Annotated in this window: 14 protein-coding genes; 10 read left to right on the forward strand and 4 right to left on the reverse strand. The window is 58.4% G+C overall.

Annotation, left to right across the window (positions count from 1 at the left end):
• Nucleotides 1–936 carry a class I SAM-dependent methyltransferase gene (locus tag SCM96_07460; protein MDW7760459.1) on the forward strand — a complete coding sequence of 312 codons (936 nt, stop codon included), beginning with the start codon at nt 1–3 and terminating at the stop codon, nt 934–936.
• On the opposite strand, the gene SCM96_07465 is transcribed toward SCM96_07460, so the two are convergent.
• The 3 genes from SCM96_07465 to SCM96_07475 all read right to left on the reverse strand — a co-directional run bounded on the left by SCM96_07465 (nt 923) and on the right by SCM96_07475 (nt 4,714).
• Nucleotides 923–1,720 carry a methyltransferase domain-containing protein gene (locus tag SCM96_07465; GenBank protein MDW7760460.1) on the reverse strand — a complete coding sequence of 266 codons (798 nt, stop codon included), beginning with the start codon at nt 1,718–1,720 and terminating at the stop codon, nt 923–925. The genes SCM96_07460 and SCM96_07465 overlap by 14 nt on opposite strands.
• Nucleotides 1,717–3,672, reverse strand: a complete 1,956-nt coding sequence (locus tag SCM96_07470) for a protein kinase (GenBank protein MDW7760461.1) — start codon at nt 3,670–3,672, stop codon at nt 1,717–1,719. Before SCM96_07470 ends, SCM96_07465 begins: the two co-directional genes overlap by 4 nt.
• Before the next feature lie 118 nt (nt 3,673–3,790).
• A complete protein-coding gene (locus SCM96_07475) occupies nt 3,791–4,714 on the reverse strand; it encodes a sugar phosphate nucleotidyltransferase (protein ID MDW7760462.1) in 924 nt (307 codons plus the stop codon).
• Nucleotides 4,715–4,821: 107 nt separating this feature from the next.
• On the opposite strand from SCM96_07475, the gene hslV reads away from it, so the two are divergent.
• From hslV to fabD, 9 genes are all read left to right on the forward strand, one after another.
• Complete coding sequence (hslV, locus tag SCM96_07480) at nt 4,822–5,349, forward strand: ATP-dependent protease subunit HslV (protein ID MDW7760463.1); 528 nt, start codon at nt 4,822–4,824, stop codon at nt 5,347–5,349.
• Nucleotides 5,349–6,740 carry an ATP-dependent protease ATPase subunit HslU gene (gene hslU, locus SCM96_07485; GenBank protein ID MDW7760464.1) on the forward strand — a complete coding sequence of 464 codons (1,392 nt, stop codon included), beginning with the start codon at nt 5,349–5,351 and terminating at the stop codon, nt 6,738–6,740. The genes hslV and hslU overlap by 1 nt, the downstream gene beginning before the upstream one ends.
• Before the next feature lie 5 nt (nt 6,741–6,745).
• A complete protein-coding gene (locus tag SCM96_07490; protein MDW7760465.1) occupies nt 6,746–7,864 on the forward strand; it encodes a fibronectin type III domain-containing protein in 1,119 nt (372 codons plus the stop codon).
• Entirely contained in the window at nt 7,861–8,625 is a 765-nt protein-coding gene (locus tag SCM96_07495; protein ID MDW7760466.1) for a fumarylacetoacetate hydrolase family protein, read from the forward strand. Before SCM96_07490 ends, SCM96_07495 begins: the two co-directional genes overlap by 4 nt.
• A gap of 12 nt (nt 8,626–8,637) precedes the next feature.
• Nucleotides 8,638–9,291 (forward strand): fructose-6-phosphate aldolase, encoded by a 654-nt coding sequence (gene fsa, locus SCM96_07500; GenBank protein ID MDW7760467.1) that lies wholly within the window; start codon nt 8,638–8,640, stop codon nt 9,289–9,291.
• 55 nt (nt 9,292–9,346) lie between these two features.
• Entirely contained in the window at nt 9,347–12,760 is a 3,414-nt protein-coding gene (locus SCM96_07505) for a translocation/assembly module TamB domain-containing protein (protein MDW7760468.1), read from the forward strand.
• Entirely contained in the window at nt 12,735–15,494 is a 2,760-nt protein-coding gene (locus tag SCM96_07510; GenBank protein ID MDW7760469.1) for a POTRA domain-containing protein, read from the forward strand. The genes SCM96_07505 and SCM96_07510 overlap by 26 nt, the downstream gene beginning before the upstream one ends.
• 162 nt (nt 15,495–15,656) lie before the next feature.
• A complete protein-coding gene (locus SCM96_07515) occupies nt 15,657–16,310 on the forward strand; it encodes a hypothetical protein (GenBank protein ID MDW7760470.1) in 654 nt (217 codons plus the stop codon).
• Nucleotides 16,307–17,233, forward strand: a complete 927-nt coding sequence (gene fabD, locus SCM96_07520; GenBank protein ID MDW7760471.1) for an ACP S-malonyltransferase — start codon at nt 16,307–16,309, stop codon at nt 17,231–17,233. Before SCM96_07515 ends, fabD begins: the two co-directional genes overlap by 4 nt.
• 1 nt (nt 17,234) lies before the next feature.
• Here fabD and pgsA read toward each other — a convergent pair whose 3' ends face one another.
• Complete coding sequence (gene pgsA / locus SCM96_07525) at nt 17,235–17,783, reverse strand: CDP-diacylglycerol--glycerol-3-phosphate 3-phosphatidyltransferase (protein MDW7760472.1); 549 nt, start codon at nt 17,781–17,783, stop codon at nt 17,235–17,237.
• Nucleotides 17,784–17,789: the final 6 nt, after the last annotated feature.

A 17,789-nucleotide genomic window follows, 5' to 3' on the forward strand; every position in this document is an offset into this window, starting at 1 on the left:
ATGCGGTCTTCTCCGGCGGCCGTTCTGAAGGAACAATTCGGGACTCGGTGCGGCCTGTCCCATGAAAGGATTGTTGAAGAATTTTGTTCTCTTCTTCAGGGCGAGGTGTCTTTTCGAAAAGATCGCGGGCTCGATGTCGTATCCCTCAAGTCCTATTACGGGAACCTGTTGGACGCCGAAGGCCGGCCGATCCCGACCGGCGTTTTCGGCTACGGCCGAAGATTGGATCCCGTGATCCATGAACTGATCCGGTCCGAGCCGCCCCTGGAGATTCTGGATGCCGGCAGCGGGTACGGAACAGAGAGTCTGTTTTTTTCCCTGTTCGGCCACAATGTCACGGGCATTGAACTTGTTCCGGAAAGGACCGCTCTCGCCCTTTCCCGGATTCCGTACTTTGCTTCGGTTTGCCGTTTTCCTCTCAGGGTGCGGTTTCGCAATGCCAATATCCTCAGATTTCTTGAGAAATCCGAACCGTTCTCGCTGATTTGGGCCATGGAGGCCGTCTCCCACATCTATCCGGAGGAGAAATTTCTCCGTCTGGCTTACGAAAAACTGCGACCCGGGGGGAAACTCATCATTTCCGATCCCAACAACCTGAATCCCCTGGCCTGGCTGCGGTCGGTGCGGATCCGGGGATCGGTCCGGCCCTCGACACACACGCGGTTTCATGACCCCGAGACCGGCGAGCCCGTCGACTACGGTCAGGAGTTGACCTTCACGGTTTTTTCGATCGCCCGGCGCCTGCGCGCGGCGGGATTCAGAATCCGGGAGGCGGAGATGTCCGGATTCATGGGATCTTCGTTTCTCCCCTCCGTCTGGCTGTCCGGCGGAAACGCTTTCCGGTTTCTACAGGCTTGGCAGAACGCAGCATCCCGGCTGCCCGGCTTGAGACGGCTCGGCTCCATCTTTACTGTTGTGGCCGTCAAGGATGAGTAGATTCCCCCGGTTTTCGGGCGACGACGACAAATCCGGCGCATAAGGCCTTGGACCGGATGTCCAGTCCCAGGGATTCGCTCAGAAATATCCCGACCAATCCGGTTGCCCGGAAAACGAGGGCCAGGATTTTCCGTGGAATCGCCGGAATCCTGTTCAGATTGACAAGCATGAGATCGAGAAACTGGATGGGACGGGCTTCAAGAATCTCGCAGCCGAGTCTTTCGTGGAATCTCCGGAGTGTTCCCGCATCGAGATCCCCATAGAAATCCTTCATCTCTTTATTCAAAACGTGGCTGAGGCGGAGAATCAGGCCGGAGAGGTTCGGGATCCAGGTGATGATCAATCCCTCCGGTTTGAGAAAACCGCAGAGCGTTTTCAAAACCGGCAGCGGGTTTTCGAAATGCTCGACGACGCCGAGAGAAAAAACGCAGTCGAAAGAACCCGACAAGGATGGGGATTCGGTCAGAAAATCACCCTCAATCAGACGTCCGCGAACTTTGTTTTTCTCGAGAATCCGCCGGCTGATCTCCAGCCCCGTCCGTGAATAGTCCATGCCGCTGACACGGAGGCCGAATTCCCCGGCGAAGTAGGGAAGCCAGACCGAAGCGCCGCATCCGGCTTCGAACAGGCTTCGCCCCTTCCAGCCGCTGAGGTGCCGACGGAAAATCCGGTCGAGATCATGGTCCAGGAGATTCCAAAAGGGTCGGGGATAAATTTCTCCCCGGCTTTCGGCACGGTGCCGATTTTCCCAAAACTCCCTGTCGACCAGCCCGCCGGTATTCATGACTCCGAGGTCTGAGCGCTTTCCAGGGCCACATCGCGGGCTTTTTCGTAGAGAAACGCCGCCAGGATGTTGAATTCCGCGGCCTCGGCGTAGAAATTGTCGCGGGCCATGGCCAGGGCTCTGTGTTCTTCCTCTTCGGCTCGGTTGAACAGCCAGGCGTCTTTCTCCGGAGCTCCGGCGTCGCGGGCTGCGGTCCGCGAATCTGCGACCATCTTTCGCAAAGCCCCAAGACAGGCCTCCTCATCCCCTCCCTCGAGACTGAGGCTGTAAACCCGGGCGAGGATGCCGTATAAAGTCCGCGCTCCGGAAAAATCGCCTTTTTGATAAGCCTCGGCCGCGTCTTTCTCCTTTTCGGAAGCGATCCAGAAAAGAAGATTCAATCCCCGTCTTTCCATAAGAGGCCGGGCCTTTTCTCTGGCCTCTTTCATCTGGATGCGGCTCCGATCCGCGCCCTCCCTGTCGCTGACAAGCGTCAGGAGCTTTTGCATCTGGGATTCACCCCGCGTGGCGTTTCTCCGGAAACCCGCAAGATCGCCCGCATCGTGTTTTTTGATGCCCTCCAGCAGTTGGGATTCGATATCCTTCCAGAGAGAGAGAATATCCGGATCGTCGGGAAGATTTTTTCGGATTTCTCCGATATTCTTCTCGAAATCCCCACGGTCTTTCCCGCTCAATTTTGTGGCATCACTGAGAAAGGGAGCCAGGGCCTGGAAAGCTCGGCCTGCGCGGACAACGGTTGGGCTGTGGTCCTCGGCTTTTTTTGATCCGCCGGGTTGTCGTGGCGAAAATCGGTCGGAGGCGGGCGGCCGCGGCTCCCGGATGCCCGGGCCCGGCTTCTCGACAAGCATGGCTTTGGGGCGGAAAAAAAGGACGGCGGCGAGAATCACAATCACGGCGCCGGCAGCCAGGACCGGGATCAGGAGTTTTCTTGGCGTGAGCCGGATCGTATACTCCCGTGTCGTTGCGGTTTTCCCGGATAGGGGTCGGAATCGGGGGGCGACCCCCTGAGCCGCGGCTTCAAGATCTTCTAGAAGATCTTCGGCGTTTGCATACCTGCGGGTCCTGTCCTTCTCAAGGCATTTCATGATGATACGGCTCAAGGACTCGGAAACCTGGGAGTTCAGTTCCCGGGGATTCTGAGGCGGCTCGCTTTTGTGTTTGATCGCGATGCTGAGAGGGGTTTCTCCATCGAAGGGGACATGTCCGGTCGCCATTTCATAGAGGATGATGCCCAGGGAATAAATGTCCGAGCGGGCGTCGGCGTCCTTGCCGTCCGCCTGTTCAGGGGACATGTATTCCGGCGTCCCGATGATGACGCCCGTTCCGGTCCGGCTCTTGGTGTGAACGGAACGGGCGATGCCGAAGTCCATAATGCGGGGATTGCCTTCCCGGTCGATCATGATGTTTTGAGGTTTCAAGTCGCGGTGGATCACGCCCAGGCGGTGGGCTTCGGCCATCCCTTCGGCGATCCGGCGGGCCAGGTCGACGGCCTTGGACTCCGTCAGATGACCGGAACGCCGGATGAAGCTCTTGAGATCCTCGCCCGCAACGAATTCCATGGTGATGTAGATGGAGAAACCCTCCTCGCCGATGTCGAACATCCGGCCGACATAGCGATGGGAGATCGTCCGGGCCAGTTTGAGTTCGTCGCGGAACCGGGTCACGGTTTCTTCATCCTGAGCGATTTCGGGTTTCAGGAGCTTGAGGGCGATCGTGTCCTGGATCCGGGTGTCGAAAACCTTGTAGACCGATCCCATTCCGCCCCGGCCGATGGGTTCAATGATTTCGTAACGCCCCGCCAGGGTTGCCCCCCGGGTCAGGCCTTTTGTCGGTGTCTGGAGGGTGCGTGTTATGGAAAGACGGGATTTTCCCGTTTCCGGAAGCTCCCGGCCGCAATGGCCGCAAAAACGCGCATTTTCGGCGTTTTCAAAACTGCAAAACCGGCATATCATGATGGTTAATCCCTCGATATCTCCAGAGCCTATATCCGGCGGCTCCTGTTGTCAATTGTCACAATAATCTACGCAAAAACACCCTGTTTGGTTGCCGAAAACAGCGGCCGGGACGGATTCAGGTTTGGGCCCAAAGCTTTTCCGGGTAGAGCCCCTCGTCGACGAGACGGCGGACGGCCCGGCGAACGAACGGCATGTCTTCAGGATAGGTCACGCCGAACCATTTCTCCCGGGTGGGCAGGATTTTGACCCGGGCTTGGCCTTCCCGGACGAGATCCCCCACGACTTCCGGGATCAGGAATTCCGCCTTGAGGGAGGCTGCGCCCCGGGATTCAAGAAAAAGAGGAAAACGGATTTCCAGTTCCCGAAAGAGGTCGGGCGTGAATCCCCACATGTTCATCGAAACCAGGCAATCCGGATCCAGAGCGATCCAATCCTCGCCCGATTCCGCGTATCGGGGACCTTCCGGAAAACGTTGGACCCGGAGACGCTCGGCGATGGACATGAGACAACCGTCCGGGTCGGCTTCGCAGATCCCCCGGGCGACATGGCCGTGATCGGAAAGGGTGTTGTCCAGGATGTAGCCGATCATGGCGTATTCGGCCTTCGGTCCGGCCGGCTTCGGTGTTTTCATGTAGGCGGCCAGAGTCGAAAAGGCCGTTCGTCCGTAAAAATCGTCGGCGTTCACGGCGGCGAAGGGGCCCGGAACTTCATCCCGGGCGGCAAGAATAGCCTGGGCGGTGCCCCAGGGTTTGACCCGGCCGGCCGGGATTTCAAAGCCGGGCGGCAGCTGATCCAGCGACTGGAACACATAAGCCGTGTCGACGCGTTTTTCGACGTTTCTCCCGATTTTTTCCCTGAAGACCGCCTCGATGTCCTTGCGGATGATGAAGACGACCTTGTCGAAACCCGCTTTCAATGCGTCGAAGACGGAATAATCGATGACGATTTCCCCCGACGGTCCGACGGGATCGACCTGTTTGAGTCCGCCGTAACGGCTGCCGATGCCGGCGGCCATCACGACCAGCGTCATTGAGGACATATGGAAACTCCTTCGATCCGATATCATCATTCTATCATATTCCTTCCGATGAGAAAGGGCCGGCGCCCTTTACTTGCGGAGGGCTGTCGGCTATCATAATAATCACAATGATTCGATCCACCACCGTGATTTGCGTCCGGCATAAAGGCCGTACGGCTCTGGCCGGGGACGGACAGGTTTCTCTGGGGCAAACGATCCTCAAGAAAACAGCCCGCAAGGTCCGCCGTCTGCACAAGGGCGATGTCCTGGCCGGATTCGCCGGGGCCACGTCGGACGCCTTTGCCCTCTTTGCCCGCTTCGAAAAAAAACTCGAAGAGCATCGGGGGAACCTCTCCCGGGCGGCCATCGAGTTGGCCAAGGATTGGCGTTTGGACAAATCCCTCCGTCAACTCGACGCCCTGCTCATTGTGGCCGACCGGGAAAGCGCCTTTCTGATATCGGGGACGGGGGATGTCGTCGAGCCCGACGACGGCATTGTGGCCATCGGGTCGGGAGGGCCCTACGCTCTGGCCGCCGCCCGGGCTCTGATCCGGCATACCGAACTTGGGGCCCGCGATATCGCTCTGGAGGCGCTTCGGATCAGTGCGGAGATCTGTGTGTATACCAATCAAGACATCACCGTCGAGGAACTCTGATGGCCTTTGTCTTGCAGGAAACCACTGAGAGCGGCACGAACGATCCGCGGGGGATCGAACTCACACCCCGCGAAATCGTCGCCGAACTGGACAAATACATCATCGGCCAGAATGCGGCCAAGAAGGCCGTGGCCGTCGCCCTTCGGAACCGATACCGAAGGCGCCGCCTCCCTCCGGAGATGGCCGATGAAATTGCGCCGAAGAATATCCTCATGATCGGCCCGACCGGAGTCGGGAAAACCGAGATATCCCGAAGGCTGGCCAAGCTCACGGCTTCGCCCTTTCTCAAGATCGAGGCCAGCAAATTCACCGAGGTGGGCTACGTCGGGAGGGATGTCGAATCCATGATCCGCGATCTTGTCCGCATGGCCGTGGACATGGTCAAGATGGAAAAGATCGAGGAAGTCCGAGCCAAGGCCGAAGGTCTTGCGGAAGAAAAAATCCTCGATCTTCTGCTGCCGCCTCCTCGGAGGCGGGACGCTGTTGCCCAGGACGAGGATCTCAAGGGATATCAGGAAACACGGGAGAAACTGAGACAGCAGCTCCGGGCCGGACTTCTGGATCAACGGTTTGTCGAAGTCGATGTCCGGGAGAAAGCCTCGCCGTCCTTCGAGGTGTTTTCGGGATCGGGCGTCGAGGAAATCGGCGTCCAGATCCAGGATATGCTTCCCGGCATCTTCGGGGGCAAGACCAAAAAACGCAAGGTTCGCATCCAGGAGGCGCGCGAAATCATTCTTGAGGATGAGGAACGCCGGCTCGTTGACATGGACCAGGTCGCCCGTCTGGCCGTCGAAAGGGTGGAGCATTCCGGGATCATTTTTCTCGACGAGGTGGACAAGATCGCCGGACGGGAAAGCGGCCACGGCCCCGAGGTGAGCCGGGAAGGCGTCCAGAGGGATCTTCTGCCGATCATTGAAGGAACGACGGTCAACACCCGATACGGCCTGGTTCGCACCGATCATATTCTGTTTATCGGCGCCGGGGCCTTCCATGTTTCGAAGCCGTCCGATCTCATCCCCGAACTTCAAGGCCGATTCCCGATCCGCGTGGAATTGCGGTCTTTGGAGAAGGGTGATTTTCTGCGCATTCTGACGGAACCCGAAAACGCCCTCATCAAGCAGTACGAAGCCCTGATGGCCACGGAAGGCGTCCGCGTCCGTTTTTCCCCGGAATCGATCGAGGAGATCGCCGACACGGCCGTTGCGGTCAATGCGGATACGGAAAACATCGGCGCCCGGCGTCTCCACACCATTCTCGAGAAAGTCATGGAGGAGATCTCCTTCGCCGCTCCGGAAATCGGAGAGCGGGACATCCCCATCACGCGGGATTACGTCCGCGATCAACTGAAAGACATCCTCACCGATCAGGATCTGAAACGCTTCATTCTCTGATGATCATGACGCGTCGTCCCGCCCTGCCCATCCTTCTCGGCCTTGCCCTTGTCTTGGGCGCCTGTGGAAAAAAGGGGCCGCTTCTTCCGCCCGTTTCCCGGGTGCCTCAAGCCCCGGAGAACATCCGGATTTATCAACAGGGGGCGCAATTGATGATCGAATGGACGAATCCGCAAAGTTATGTTGACGGAAATCCGCTCGGTCCCGTCGAGGAGATGGAAATCTGGGTTTGGGAGCCGCCTGCGGGGGAGGAAACGGCGTCGGATCCGCCGTCCCCGCGTGAGATGTCCAAGCGGGGCCGGTTGGAAAAACGTCTTTCCGCAGAGGACATGGAAAATCTGAAGCGGCCGGAAAGCCCCGGTCAAGAAGTCCCTGTGTATCGTTATGTCCGCCCTCTCGGCGAGGGAGAAATCGGGGCCCCCGCCAAAGCCTATGCGTTGCGGGCCCGTGACCAAAGACGACGACCTTCCGCATTTTCCAAACCCCTCCCTTTCGAAGCCCGCGATCTGCCTTTGCCGCCGCGAAAACCGGCCGCGAAGGTTTTCGAGGATCGGGTCGAAATCACGTGGCAGGTTTCCGAATCCACGATCGGCGGCAAAAAACCGGTCAATGTTTCGGGCTACAATGTCTATAAAATGGACGAGGCCGGTGTTTGGCGACGTTTGACGGATAAACCGGCGTCCGCCCTTCAATACGGCGACGGGCCTCCCGTTTTCGGGCGTCCCGTCCGGTATATCGTGCGGGCCGTCCTGCCCGTTCCTCAAGTTCCCCAGCGCTTTCTCGAAAGCGACGATTCCGAAATTCTTGAGTTGATCCCTGAGGATGTTTTCCCTCCGGCGGCGCCGGAGGGTCTGACTTCGGTTTCGGGACGGGGATTCATCTCCATCAGTTGGCGTCCCAATCGGGAAAAAGACCTCAAGGGATACCGGGTCTGGAGAAGGGCGGCAAAAGAAACCGATTTCCGGCTTCTGACCTCCGATCCGATCCCCCAAGCCGTTTTCATGGACGAAGAGGTCAAGCCGGGCCGGGCCTATGTGTATGCCGTAGCGGCCGTCGACAACGCCGGCAACACGAGTCCCCGAACGGAACTCGCCGTGGAAAGCGACAAGGATGGGCCGCGATGAAGATCTATCGGTTTCGCCGAGATACGGAAATCCGCATGGGCGTTTTGCGGGAAGAGCACCTGTTTCCCGTCAAGGGATCGATTTTTTCCGACTTCACCCTTGACGCCGATCCGATTCCCATTGGAGAGGTCAAACTGCTCCCTCCGGTCCATCCGACAAAAATCGTCTGTGTCGGGGCCAATTACCGGGATCACGCCGCGGAAATGTCGCGGCCGATTCCCGAAGAACCCCTGCTCTTTCTCAAGCCGCCGTCCGCTCTGATCGGCCCTTTCGATTCGATTGTCTATCCGGAGATGTCGCAACGCGTCGATTATGAAGGGGAATTGGCAATGGTCATGGGTAAAACGGCGTCCCATTTGAGAGAAGAGGAAGCCATGTCCGCTGTTTTAGGCTTTTCCTGTTTCAATGATGTCACGGCCCGGGATCTTCAGAAAAAGGACGGTCAATTCACCCGGGGCAAGTCCTTCGACACGTTCGCCGCTCTCGGTCCCTGTATCCGGACGGATTTCGACCCGGCTGAAGCCGAAATCAAAACTTTTCTGAACGGCCGGCTGAAACAGTCGGGACACGGCCGCCAACTCATTTTTTCGCCGGCTTTTCTGGTGTCGTTCATTTCGCGGATCATGACCCTCCATCCCGGCGACGTCGTGGCCACCGGAACTCCCGCCGGCGTCGGCCCCATGGTTCCCGGCGACAGGGTGGACATCCGCATCGAAGGCATCGGGACATTATCGAATGATGTCATCGCGAATACCCGGTAATTTGGAGGATTCATGAAGTTTTTTCTTGACACGGCCAGTCTCAAAGAGATTCGGGAGATCGCGTCTTGGGGCATCCTGGACGGAGTCACGACGAATCCGTCGCTTATGGCCAGGGAAGACCGGCCCTTCCAGGAAATCGCCGCCGAGATCTGCCGGATCGTTCCCGGTCCCGTCAGCCTGGAATGTGTCTCGACGGAAGCGGAGTCCATGGTCGCGGAAGGACGCAAACTGGCCGCGCTGGCTCCTAATGTCGTCATCAAGATCCCCGTGGGAATCGAAGGCCTCAAGGCCGCGCGTAAACTCTCGGAGGAGGGGTTGGCCGTCAACATGACGCTGGTCTTTTCCCCGGCACAGGCTCTTCTTGCGGCCAAGGCCGGCTCCCGCTATGTCAGCCCGTTCATCGGCCGCCTGGACGACATTTCCGAGCAGGGCATGTTTCTTGTCGAACAGATCGTCGAGATGTTCGGACATTATGCCTTCGAGACCGAAGTCATCGTGGCCAGCATCCGCCAGCCGCGCCAGGTTGTGGATGCCGCGCTGATCGGCGCGGATATCGTCACCCTGCCTTACGCGGTCATGGGGAAGCTGGTACGCCATCCGCTGACCGATATCGGTTTGGACGCATTCCTCAAGGATTGGGAAAAATCCGGGAAACAGGGGCTTTGATCCGCGAAACGACTCGGACGCGTTTTCCGGATAACCTGCGGTCCGGTCGCAAGACATGACATTCTGGAAAAAACGTAAACGCTGGATCGTCATCGCCGCCGTTGCGCTCTTCCTCTACGGCGCGCTTCTGGTTGGGAAAGGCATCTTTCTCAACCGGGTGCGTGTGCAGCTTCAGACCGTCTTTCACTATGATACGCTGCGCATGACGGTTCTGCCCCCGTCGATCATCGTCGAGGACGTCCGATCCCTGTCCACGGCGCCTTTTTATTCCATCCGGAAAATCGTGGTCAGCATGTCTTCCCTGTCCCTCTTCCGGCGCGACAAACCGCTGCGCATTGTTGTTGATAATCCCGTTTTGCGGTTGACATGGCCCGCCCGGCCATCCGACGGGCCGGGACGTTCCCTGTCTCTCCTGCCGCTGCCCTTCGATATTGAAAAAGGTCTCATTCGGAACGGCGAGGCCTTCATCTGGTCCGAAAGCGGCTATCTCCAATCGCGGAACATCCAGCTGCTGTTCACCCAAAAAGAGGACGCCTTCTCCTTGAAAGTCGATGCTTCGACGAACACCTTTCATCCGTCCTCCGCGGTGGAAACCCTGGAAGGACGCATTCTTCTCGCCGTTTCGGGAAAGGGACAGGAAATTCTCGTCCATCGGATTCTCGCGGAAACCAATGGATTCATATTCAAGGCCGACGGCCGCGTCACGAACCCGGGTGACCCCCGGATTGAATTGAGTACGTTCTTCAACGCCGATACCATCCTCCTGGCCGAACTCCTCGACATGCCGTTTGAGTGGGAAGGGCGGGCTCGGGGAGAAGGCCGGATCGAACGGGCCGAAGGGCGAGTCCGTTTCACAACAGCCGTCCGCAGCAACAATCTTGTTCTGAATGATGTCGCCATGGGAGATGTCGACGGGCGTGTGGATTGGGACTCGACGGACGGAGCGAAAGTCGAGCTCCGCACCCGGAAGACCGGCGATCCTCCGGGATTCGTTTCCCTGGAATTTTCAGACGAAGGGGTGCGCGGATCGGCCCGCAGTGTTCCCCTCAACACGATCATGAATTACGCCCGAGTGCCTTGGCCGGTCCGTTCTCCGGCTTGGGGGACATTCCTGCTGCAAAACCGCGTTCTCGATGTTTCCGCGGAGTTTCGTGATACCTCGACCGGTCCCGACGGAAACGGCTATCCTTTCATGGGCCGGGTGCGGTTCCGCTATGATTTCGACACCAACAACCTGGAAGCCGATTCCCGCGATCTGATTTCAAGCTTTGCCCGTGTTGAAGCCGAGGCCCGAGTCCGCATTGATGAAACCCTGGACATCGAGATCCGCGGTGAGGTGGCGGATGTGGCTCAAACCCGGCAATTTGTCTCTCTCCTGCTTGATCAGAGTTTTCCGATCCCGGAGATTCGAGGCCGGGGAACGGCGGACGTCGAAATCCTTGGAGATTACAAGAATCCGCGGATCCAAATGACGTTTGACCTGTCTCCCGCCGGGTTCGATCTCTTCAATGCCGCTTCGGTTTCGGGCCGGGTCGTCATCGCCGGCGATCATCTTGACGGGTCATTCCGGATGGATGATCCGGATATGAAGGGCCTCCTGGCCCTGACGGTTCGCGGTGATCGCCTGGAGACCGATATCCGTTTGGACGAAGGCCGGGCCGAGGTCATCCTGCCGTCGCTGGCCATCGATGCCCCGGTCGAAGGGCGTGCGGCCGGGAGGTTTTTCTATATGCAACAGGGCGATGAGGAACAGGTGTCGGGCGTTTTTTCCTCCCGAAGTTTGTCTGTTCTGGGACAGGAGATTCGGGATGTGTCTTCGGGTCTTCAATGGAAAGACGGACGCCTGGCTTTCCCTTCCATCAACCTGACGCTTCATGAGGGTCCCGTCCGCGGCCATGCCGCGGTCGGTCTGGACGACCTGTCCTATGATGTGGATCTCCGAGCGGAAAGCGTCGATCTTTCGGGGTTTTCCTCAGACCTTCACGGGAGGGGACAAATCCGTTTGCAGGGAGTCGGCCGATTCGGGCGGGAAGGCCTGACCGGGCGATTCGATATTTCCGATCTTCACGTCGAACCCCTCCAGCCCGCTCAGGCGGAAGGATCGGTGATCCTGGACATCATCGAAAATGGGCTGCTCATCGAAATTGACGGAGGATTTCTGCCGGGTTCAAACGCGATTCGATCCACGATACGGATTCCCCTGGACGAATCGACGATTCAAGCCGATATCCGGGGCCATTATGAAAACCTCGATCTTCTTCTTCCCTGGCCCGGGGCCAAGGGGCGCCTGAACCATATTTTTGAAGTCCACGGGTTGCGCGCCGCACCGGTTGTGGACGGCGTTGTGGATTTCAAAGGCGCCTTGATCCCTTTTCCGGGATTCGCCCATGCGGTGACGGATTACACGGGATTGGTCTTCGTGCAGAAAGGGAACATTTCGGTCCGGTCGTTTCAGGGTTATCTCGGGGGAGGGGAAGTGCGGGCTTCGGGCAACATCGCCATCGGTTCCGGCGGAATCGAAAGAATCGACCTGACGGCCGACGGCGGCGACATGCTCTTGTCTCCCCTGGAAAGAACCCGGGCCCTGGCGGACGGAACGGTCCGGCTTCTCAAGGATGACCGGAGATTCGTCCTTGAGGGAGGGTTCACGGTGAAGAAGCTCTCCTGGCGGAGAGAGGCTTTGGAAAGGATCGCCTTTTCTTCGGCTCCGTATCCCTCGGTCAAGAGGGAAGCCGGTTTCTTTGACGACCTCAACCTGAATCTGCGCTTCCGCTCCGACGGCAATGCCTGGATGGAAAACGCCCTGGGCCGGGTCCATGGACGATTTGATCTGACGGTTTCCGGAAATATTCTCGATCCCCTGGTCCTCGGTGAAATCGAAACCCTCGGCGGTGAAATCTTTTTTCAGGACAGGAAGTTCAAGCTCCTCCAGGGCCGGCTCAATTTTTTCAATCCCGCCGCCATTGAGCCGTTCCTGGAATTCCGCGCCGAATCCTATGTCAAGGATTACCGTGTCACCATGGCCGTCTCGGGACTGGTGTCCAATTTGAGGCCGGAGTTCACCTCCTCGCCTCCGCTTCCGCCCGAGGATGTTCTGGCTCTTCTGGCCATGGGCGAGGCGTTCAAGAGAACCTATCAGTATGACGTCAGCTCCCAGTTGGGAACGACCTCTCTTCTGTCCTTCCAGCTGACCGAGGAAGCCAAGAAGCGGGCCGAAAGCCTGTTCAGCCTGGACAGATTCCGCATCGACCCTTTCATCATGGGGACTTCGGCGGAGATGACCGCACGGCTCACGGTGGGAAAGCAGGTTTCCCGCAGCCTGTTCATTTTGTATTCGACAAACCTGAACACCCAGCGGGAGGAAATCGTGAGGATGGAATGGGAAATCGGCAACGATTTCTCGATTGTCGGAATTCGAAACGAATGGGGCCGGATCAGTTTTGATGTCAAGGTTCGGAAAAGGTTCTGAAGGCGGCCGGCGTTTTCGCTTCGGTCCGGCGGCGGCGTCCGTCGTTTTCTGTCTTGCGGCTGCGGCGGCGCTCCCGGCCGCGGAAAGGGCGGAAATAATCAGTCGTGTCGAAGTGCACGTCGACGGTGCGCCGGCCGATCCCCAAACAACGTCTCTGGTTCCGCTGAAGGAAGGGGATCCGTTCTCGCTGAAGGATATCCATGTCACGGTCCGCCAGATTTTCCGCACCGGAATGTTTTCCGATATCCGGGTCGAACGGGGGGGAGAGGACGGGTCCGCGGTCATCTTCCGTTTGAACCGCAAGCGGTTGACCCGGTCCATTCGCTATGTCGCCGACAAGGAAATCCGGGACCGCGTGCTTCGCCGCGAAGTGACCGCGCTCCGCCAGGGGGCCTATTTCGAAGAGGAAAAACTCGCCCGGGCCCTTGCTGAAATCGAAGCCGTGCTCATCCGGGACGGATTCTTTGATCCGGACATCGAGGTTGACGTCGCGCATTCCCCCGGAGATCCCGCCGTGGATGTCGTTTTCCGAATTCTATCCTGGCGGAGATACGAGGTGGCGGATGTGGCGTTTCTTTTTCCTGAAGGCGTCGCCGCCGAAGATTTGATCGGGAAAATGGCCACCCGCCCCGGACGGGAATTCATCCCGAAGCGCCTGGAAGAGGACATCCGCCGTCTCGAAGCCTTCTATGATGCCAAAGGTTATCGAAGAGTTTCGGTGGAAGTCGTGCGCAAAGAATTCGATCCATCGGACGGAACCGTATTCCTGGAGTTGAGAATCGATCCCTGGGAAAGAATCTCCATTCAGATCAAGGGCGCCGATGTCCCGACGTCCCTTCTGGCTCCCATTTGGGAGGAGAGAATATTCGAGGATTGGGGATTGGCCGAAGGTGAAGCCCGTATCCTGGATTATCTCCGCGAGAGGGGATATGTTTTCGCGACCCTGACCGGAACCCTGGACAGGCAGGACAACGAGATCCGCGTTCTTTATCAGGTCGAGCCGGGGAAAAAGTATCGCATCGAGGACGTGGAGTTTACCGGCCTGACGGCTTTCCCTCCCGCAAGGCTCAAACAGGAACTTGAACTCGGCGACCGGATCCTTTTTTTTCAGGCGATCGACGGACGGCGTCTCTTCGAATTGCCGAGAGACATTGAGATTTTTCTGCAATCCCAGGGTTTTCCCGAACCGCGCATCGAAATCCATTTCCAGGAAACTCGAGGGCGGATCCGGGCCAACATTGCGATCGAGGAAGGACATCGCAAGACGGTGGGCCGCATCGATTTCCGGGGAGTGCATGCCGTGTCCCCGGACCTCCTGAAGGCCGAAATGGTGAGTGTCGAGGGCGGTCCGTATTTCCCTCCCAACATCCAGAGGGATATCGAAAAAATCGAGGCCTTTTATCTGGACCGGGGGATCCGCGACACCCGGGTTGCGGCGGAAACCTTGCCCTTGGACGACAACGTCGCCAATCTGGTGTTGACCGTCAACGAAGGACGGGACGTCAAAATCGGCGCCGTGATCATCACGGGAAACCGAATCACGAAACCGGGCGTCATCCGGAGGGAACTTCGTGTCCTGGAAGACGAGCCGGCCTCCGCCGGCCGGATTCAGGAATCGAGACGGCGTCTGGAAAGCCTGGGGATTTTTGCCGATGTCCGGATCGATGAAATCCCTGTTTCGGCGGGCGTGGTCAACCTGGTCATCACGGTGCGCGAGGCGGAACGCAGCTATGCGGGCCTGGGCATCGGATTGGAAACCCGGGGGGAACCCCGGTCGCTCGCCATTTGGGAAAACGCCGTCCGGCCGAGGGGAACGGCGGAATACATCCGCAGCAATGTCTTCGGCATGGCCGCCCAGGTCAGTCTTGTCACGCAGTTCAGTTTGATCGAAAAGCGGGCCGTCGTCTCCTGGGATCAACCCTACTTTTTTCGGATGGCCATGCGGACCTATATGAATGCCTGGCTGGAGACCGAAGACCGCCGCAGCTTCGGCTTCGACCGTCGCGGAGCCTCCCTGAACACCATCAAACCTTTGGGGCAGGGCCGCCTGTTTATGACCACCTTGAGCTGGTCCCGGACGCGCCTCACTTTCCTGGAAATCGAAGAATCCGAGGTCGATCGCAGGCTTTTTCCCTATTCGACGACGCTTCTTTCCTCAACCATGATTTGGGACCGCCGGGACGATTCCTTCAACCCCGAAAAGGGCACGTTTTTCAGCGTTGTGGGCGAGTGGGCCTATCCGCTTTTCAGAGCCGAATCCGACTACATCAAGACTTTCCTGAAATTTCAGATATACCGGCCGGTCTGGACACAGCTCAATTTCAGTTTTACGACGCGTCTCGGACTGGGCCGCGGGCGAATGCCCATTCCGGAAAGATTTTTCGGCGGCGGCAGCAACTCGTTTCGCGGCGAGACCTTCGACGGTCTCGGTCCCAAGGATCCGGAATCCGGGATGCCGGTCGGAGGCAAAGCCGTTTTTCTCCTCAATTTCGAATTGAAGTTTCCCATGCTGGCCTCCCTGCCGGACCTGGGCGGGGCGGTTTTCCTTGATATCGGCAATGTCTTTTCCAAAAGATCGGATTTCGATCTTCTGGGTTTCAAAAGCGCCGTCGGGGTGGGTCTTCGATACCGGACGCCTCTTGGTCCGATCCGTTTCGATCTGGGTTGGAACCTGGACGAATCGGAGAGGAGGGGGAGGCCGATTGCCTTCATCACCATCGGCAACGTCTTCTAGCCGAGACTGTGCGGAAAAAGCGCCAAGTTTTTCTTCTTTTTTTATGGCGCTTTTTCCCATACGGGCGTGCCGATCTCACCATTCCGGCTGCGCAGCGGTCTGGACTATTCTGGAAAAGACGGCTATCATTTCTATCCTCCTCATTTTGAGGATTGAAAGTTCATGAAAAAACTGGTCGCCCTCATCCTCTTGGCCGGCGGGCTTTCCGCCGCGCCGCAAGTTTTGGATTGCCTTGCGGCCGTCGTCAACAACCGATCCATCACCTTGGTGGATGTCCGTGTTGCCGAGACATTCGGCATCTTTGACGAGGAGATTCGGGACCGTCCGGGCGTTCGCCGGCGTCTGATTCTTGAAAAACTGATCGACCAGAAAGTCGTCCTGGATCTTGTCCGGGAACCCGCGGTTCCGGATGAAAGTGAATTGGCGGCTGCCGTGAGTGGGATTATCTCCCGCCTCGGTTCGGAAGAGTTCGTCGCGTCACTCCGGGAGTTTGACTTCGACAGGGATGACCTTGCGGCCTATCTGGGAGAGACACTTCTTTTCCGCAGAGTCTTGGCCGCCCGTTTCGAACAAGGCGTCACGGTGTCCCTGAGGGAAATTGAAGCCCACTATCAGAATGTCTATCTCCCGGCCATGAGGGAGGCCGGCCGCGATCCCGAGCCGTTTCTTCAGGTGCTGGATGACATCGAGGCTGAAATCAAGACGACCAAGAAGGCCGTGATGATCGAGGAGTGGATCGCCCATATCCGCAGCCAGGCGGAAATCCGTATTCTGCCGGATTGTCTTGACAACGAATTCCAGGAGAAAGCGCCATGAAAAAATTCGCCTGTCTGTTTCCGGGACAGGGCTCCCAGGCTGTCGGCATGGGACAAGCCTTCTTCGAGCGTTCGGAGATCGCCCGCGAGTTGTTCCGGAAGGCCGATGACGCCTTGGAATTCCCGCTGTCCCGGCTCTGTTTTGAAGGCCCTGAAGAAGACCTGCGGTTGACGCGCAACACCCAGCCGGCCCTTCTGGTGGTCAGCGTCATTGCCTATACTCTTCTGGACCGGGTTCCGGCCGTGGCCGCAGGACACAGTCTCGGCGAATATTCCGCCCTCACCGCCGCCGGGGCGCTTCGCTTCGAGGATGCCGTCCGCCTGGTCCATAAACGGGGTTGTTACATGCAGGAAGCCGTTCTCGCGGGAACAGGCGCCATGGCGGCCGTTCTGGGCGCCGATCCGGACAAACTCAGAGAGACGCTTTCCGGAGTGAGCTCGGGAGTTGTGGAGATCGCCAATTGGAACAGCCGGGAGCAAACCGTCATCTCCGGCCACAAGGAGGCCGTGGCCGAGGCCTTGCGTCTTCTTGCCCCCTGCCGGGGAATTCCGCTTCCCGTCTCGGCGCCTTTTCATACAAGTCTCATGAAACCCGCCGAGGACAGGCTGTCAGAGGATTTGGACGCGACCGGGTTTTCCGACCTCCAGTTCCCCGTGATCGCCAATGTGGATGCCTCCGTTGTCCGAACGGGAGACGAGGCCCGTGAAGCCCTCCGCCGGCAGGTCAGCCGTCCGGTTCTCTGGATCGGCGGCATGGAAACCCTGAGGAGTTTTGATGTCGAATTCTGCATCGAGCCCGGGATCGGGAAAGTGCTCTCGGGCCTTTGGAAAAGAATCGGTCGGGCCTGGCCGGCCTCCCCGGATATTTATGCCGTCGAGGATTGGGACGGCCTCGAAAAAGCCCGATCCCTTTTTTCCGACTGACTTATTGCGGGACGTCCCGGGATAAGACAATCCGGCCGAAGCGGATGCCGTAATGGACGGCCGAGAGAATGGCGGCCGTCATGGCCAGCCAGATGCCGATCTCAGCCACGATATAGAGCCCGCCCAGGATTTTCGGTCCCAGAATGAGAAGTGCGATCGACCATGTTTCCAGCTGCATTTTGACCTTTCCCGGCCATTCCGCGGGGATGGAGACGCCGAGGGATGATGCGATCGATCGGAATCCGGTCACGGCGATCTCCCGGCCGATGATGACAATGGCTATCCAGGCCGGCAGGACGCCCCGATCGACGAGACAGATGAGCGAGGATGCGATCAGCAGCTTGTCCGCCGTCGGATCGAGAAGCTGTCCGATGACGGTCGTCTGGTTTTTCAACCGGGCCAGATATCCGTCGAAAAAATCGGTCAGGGCGGCCAGAACAAATACGGCAGTGCCGATGATTTCCCGCCCCCGGAAATCCGAAAGCAGGATGACGACCAGAACGGGGATGGCCAGAATGCGGAACAGGGTCAGGGTGTTGGCGATATTCATCCCTGT

The organism is Acidobacteriota bacterium, from assembly GCA_033549365.1.
Taxonomy (GTDB): Bacteria; Acidobacteriota; Aminicenantia; order Aminicenantales; family Saccharicenantaceae; genus JAWSUF01.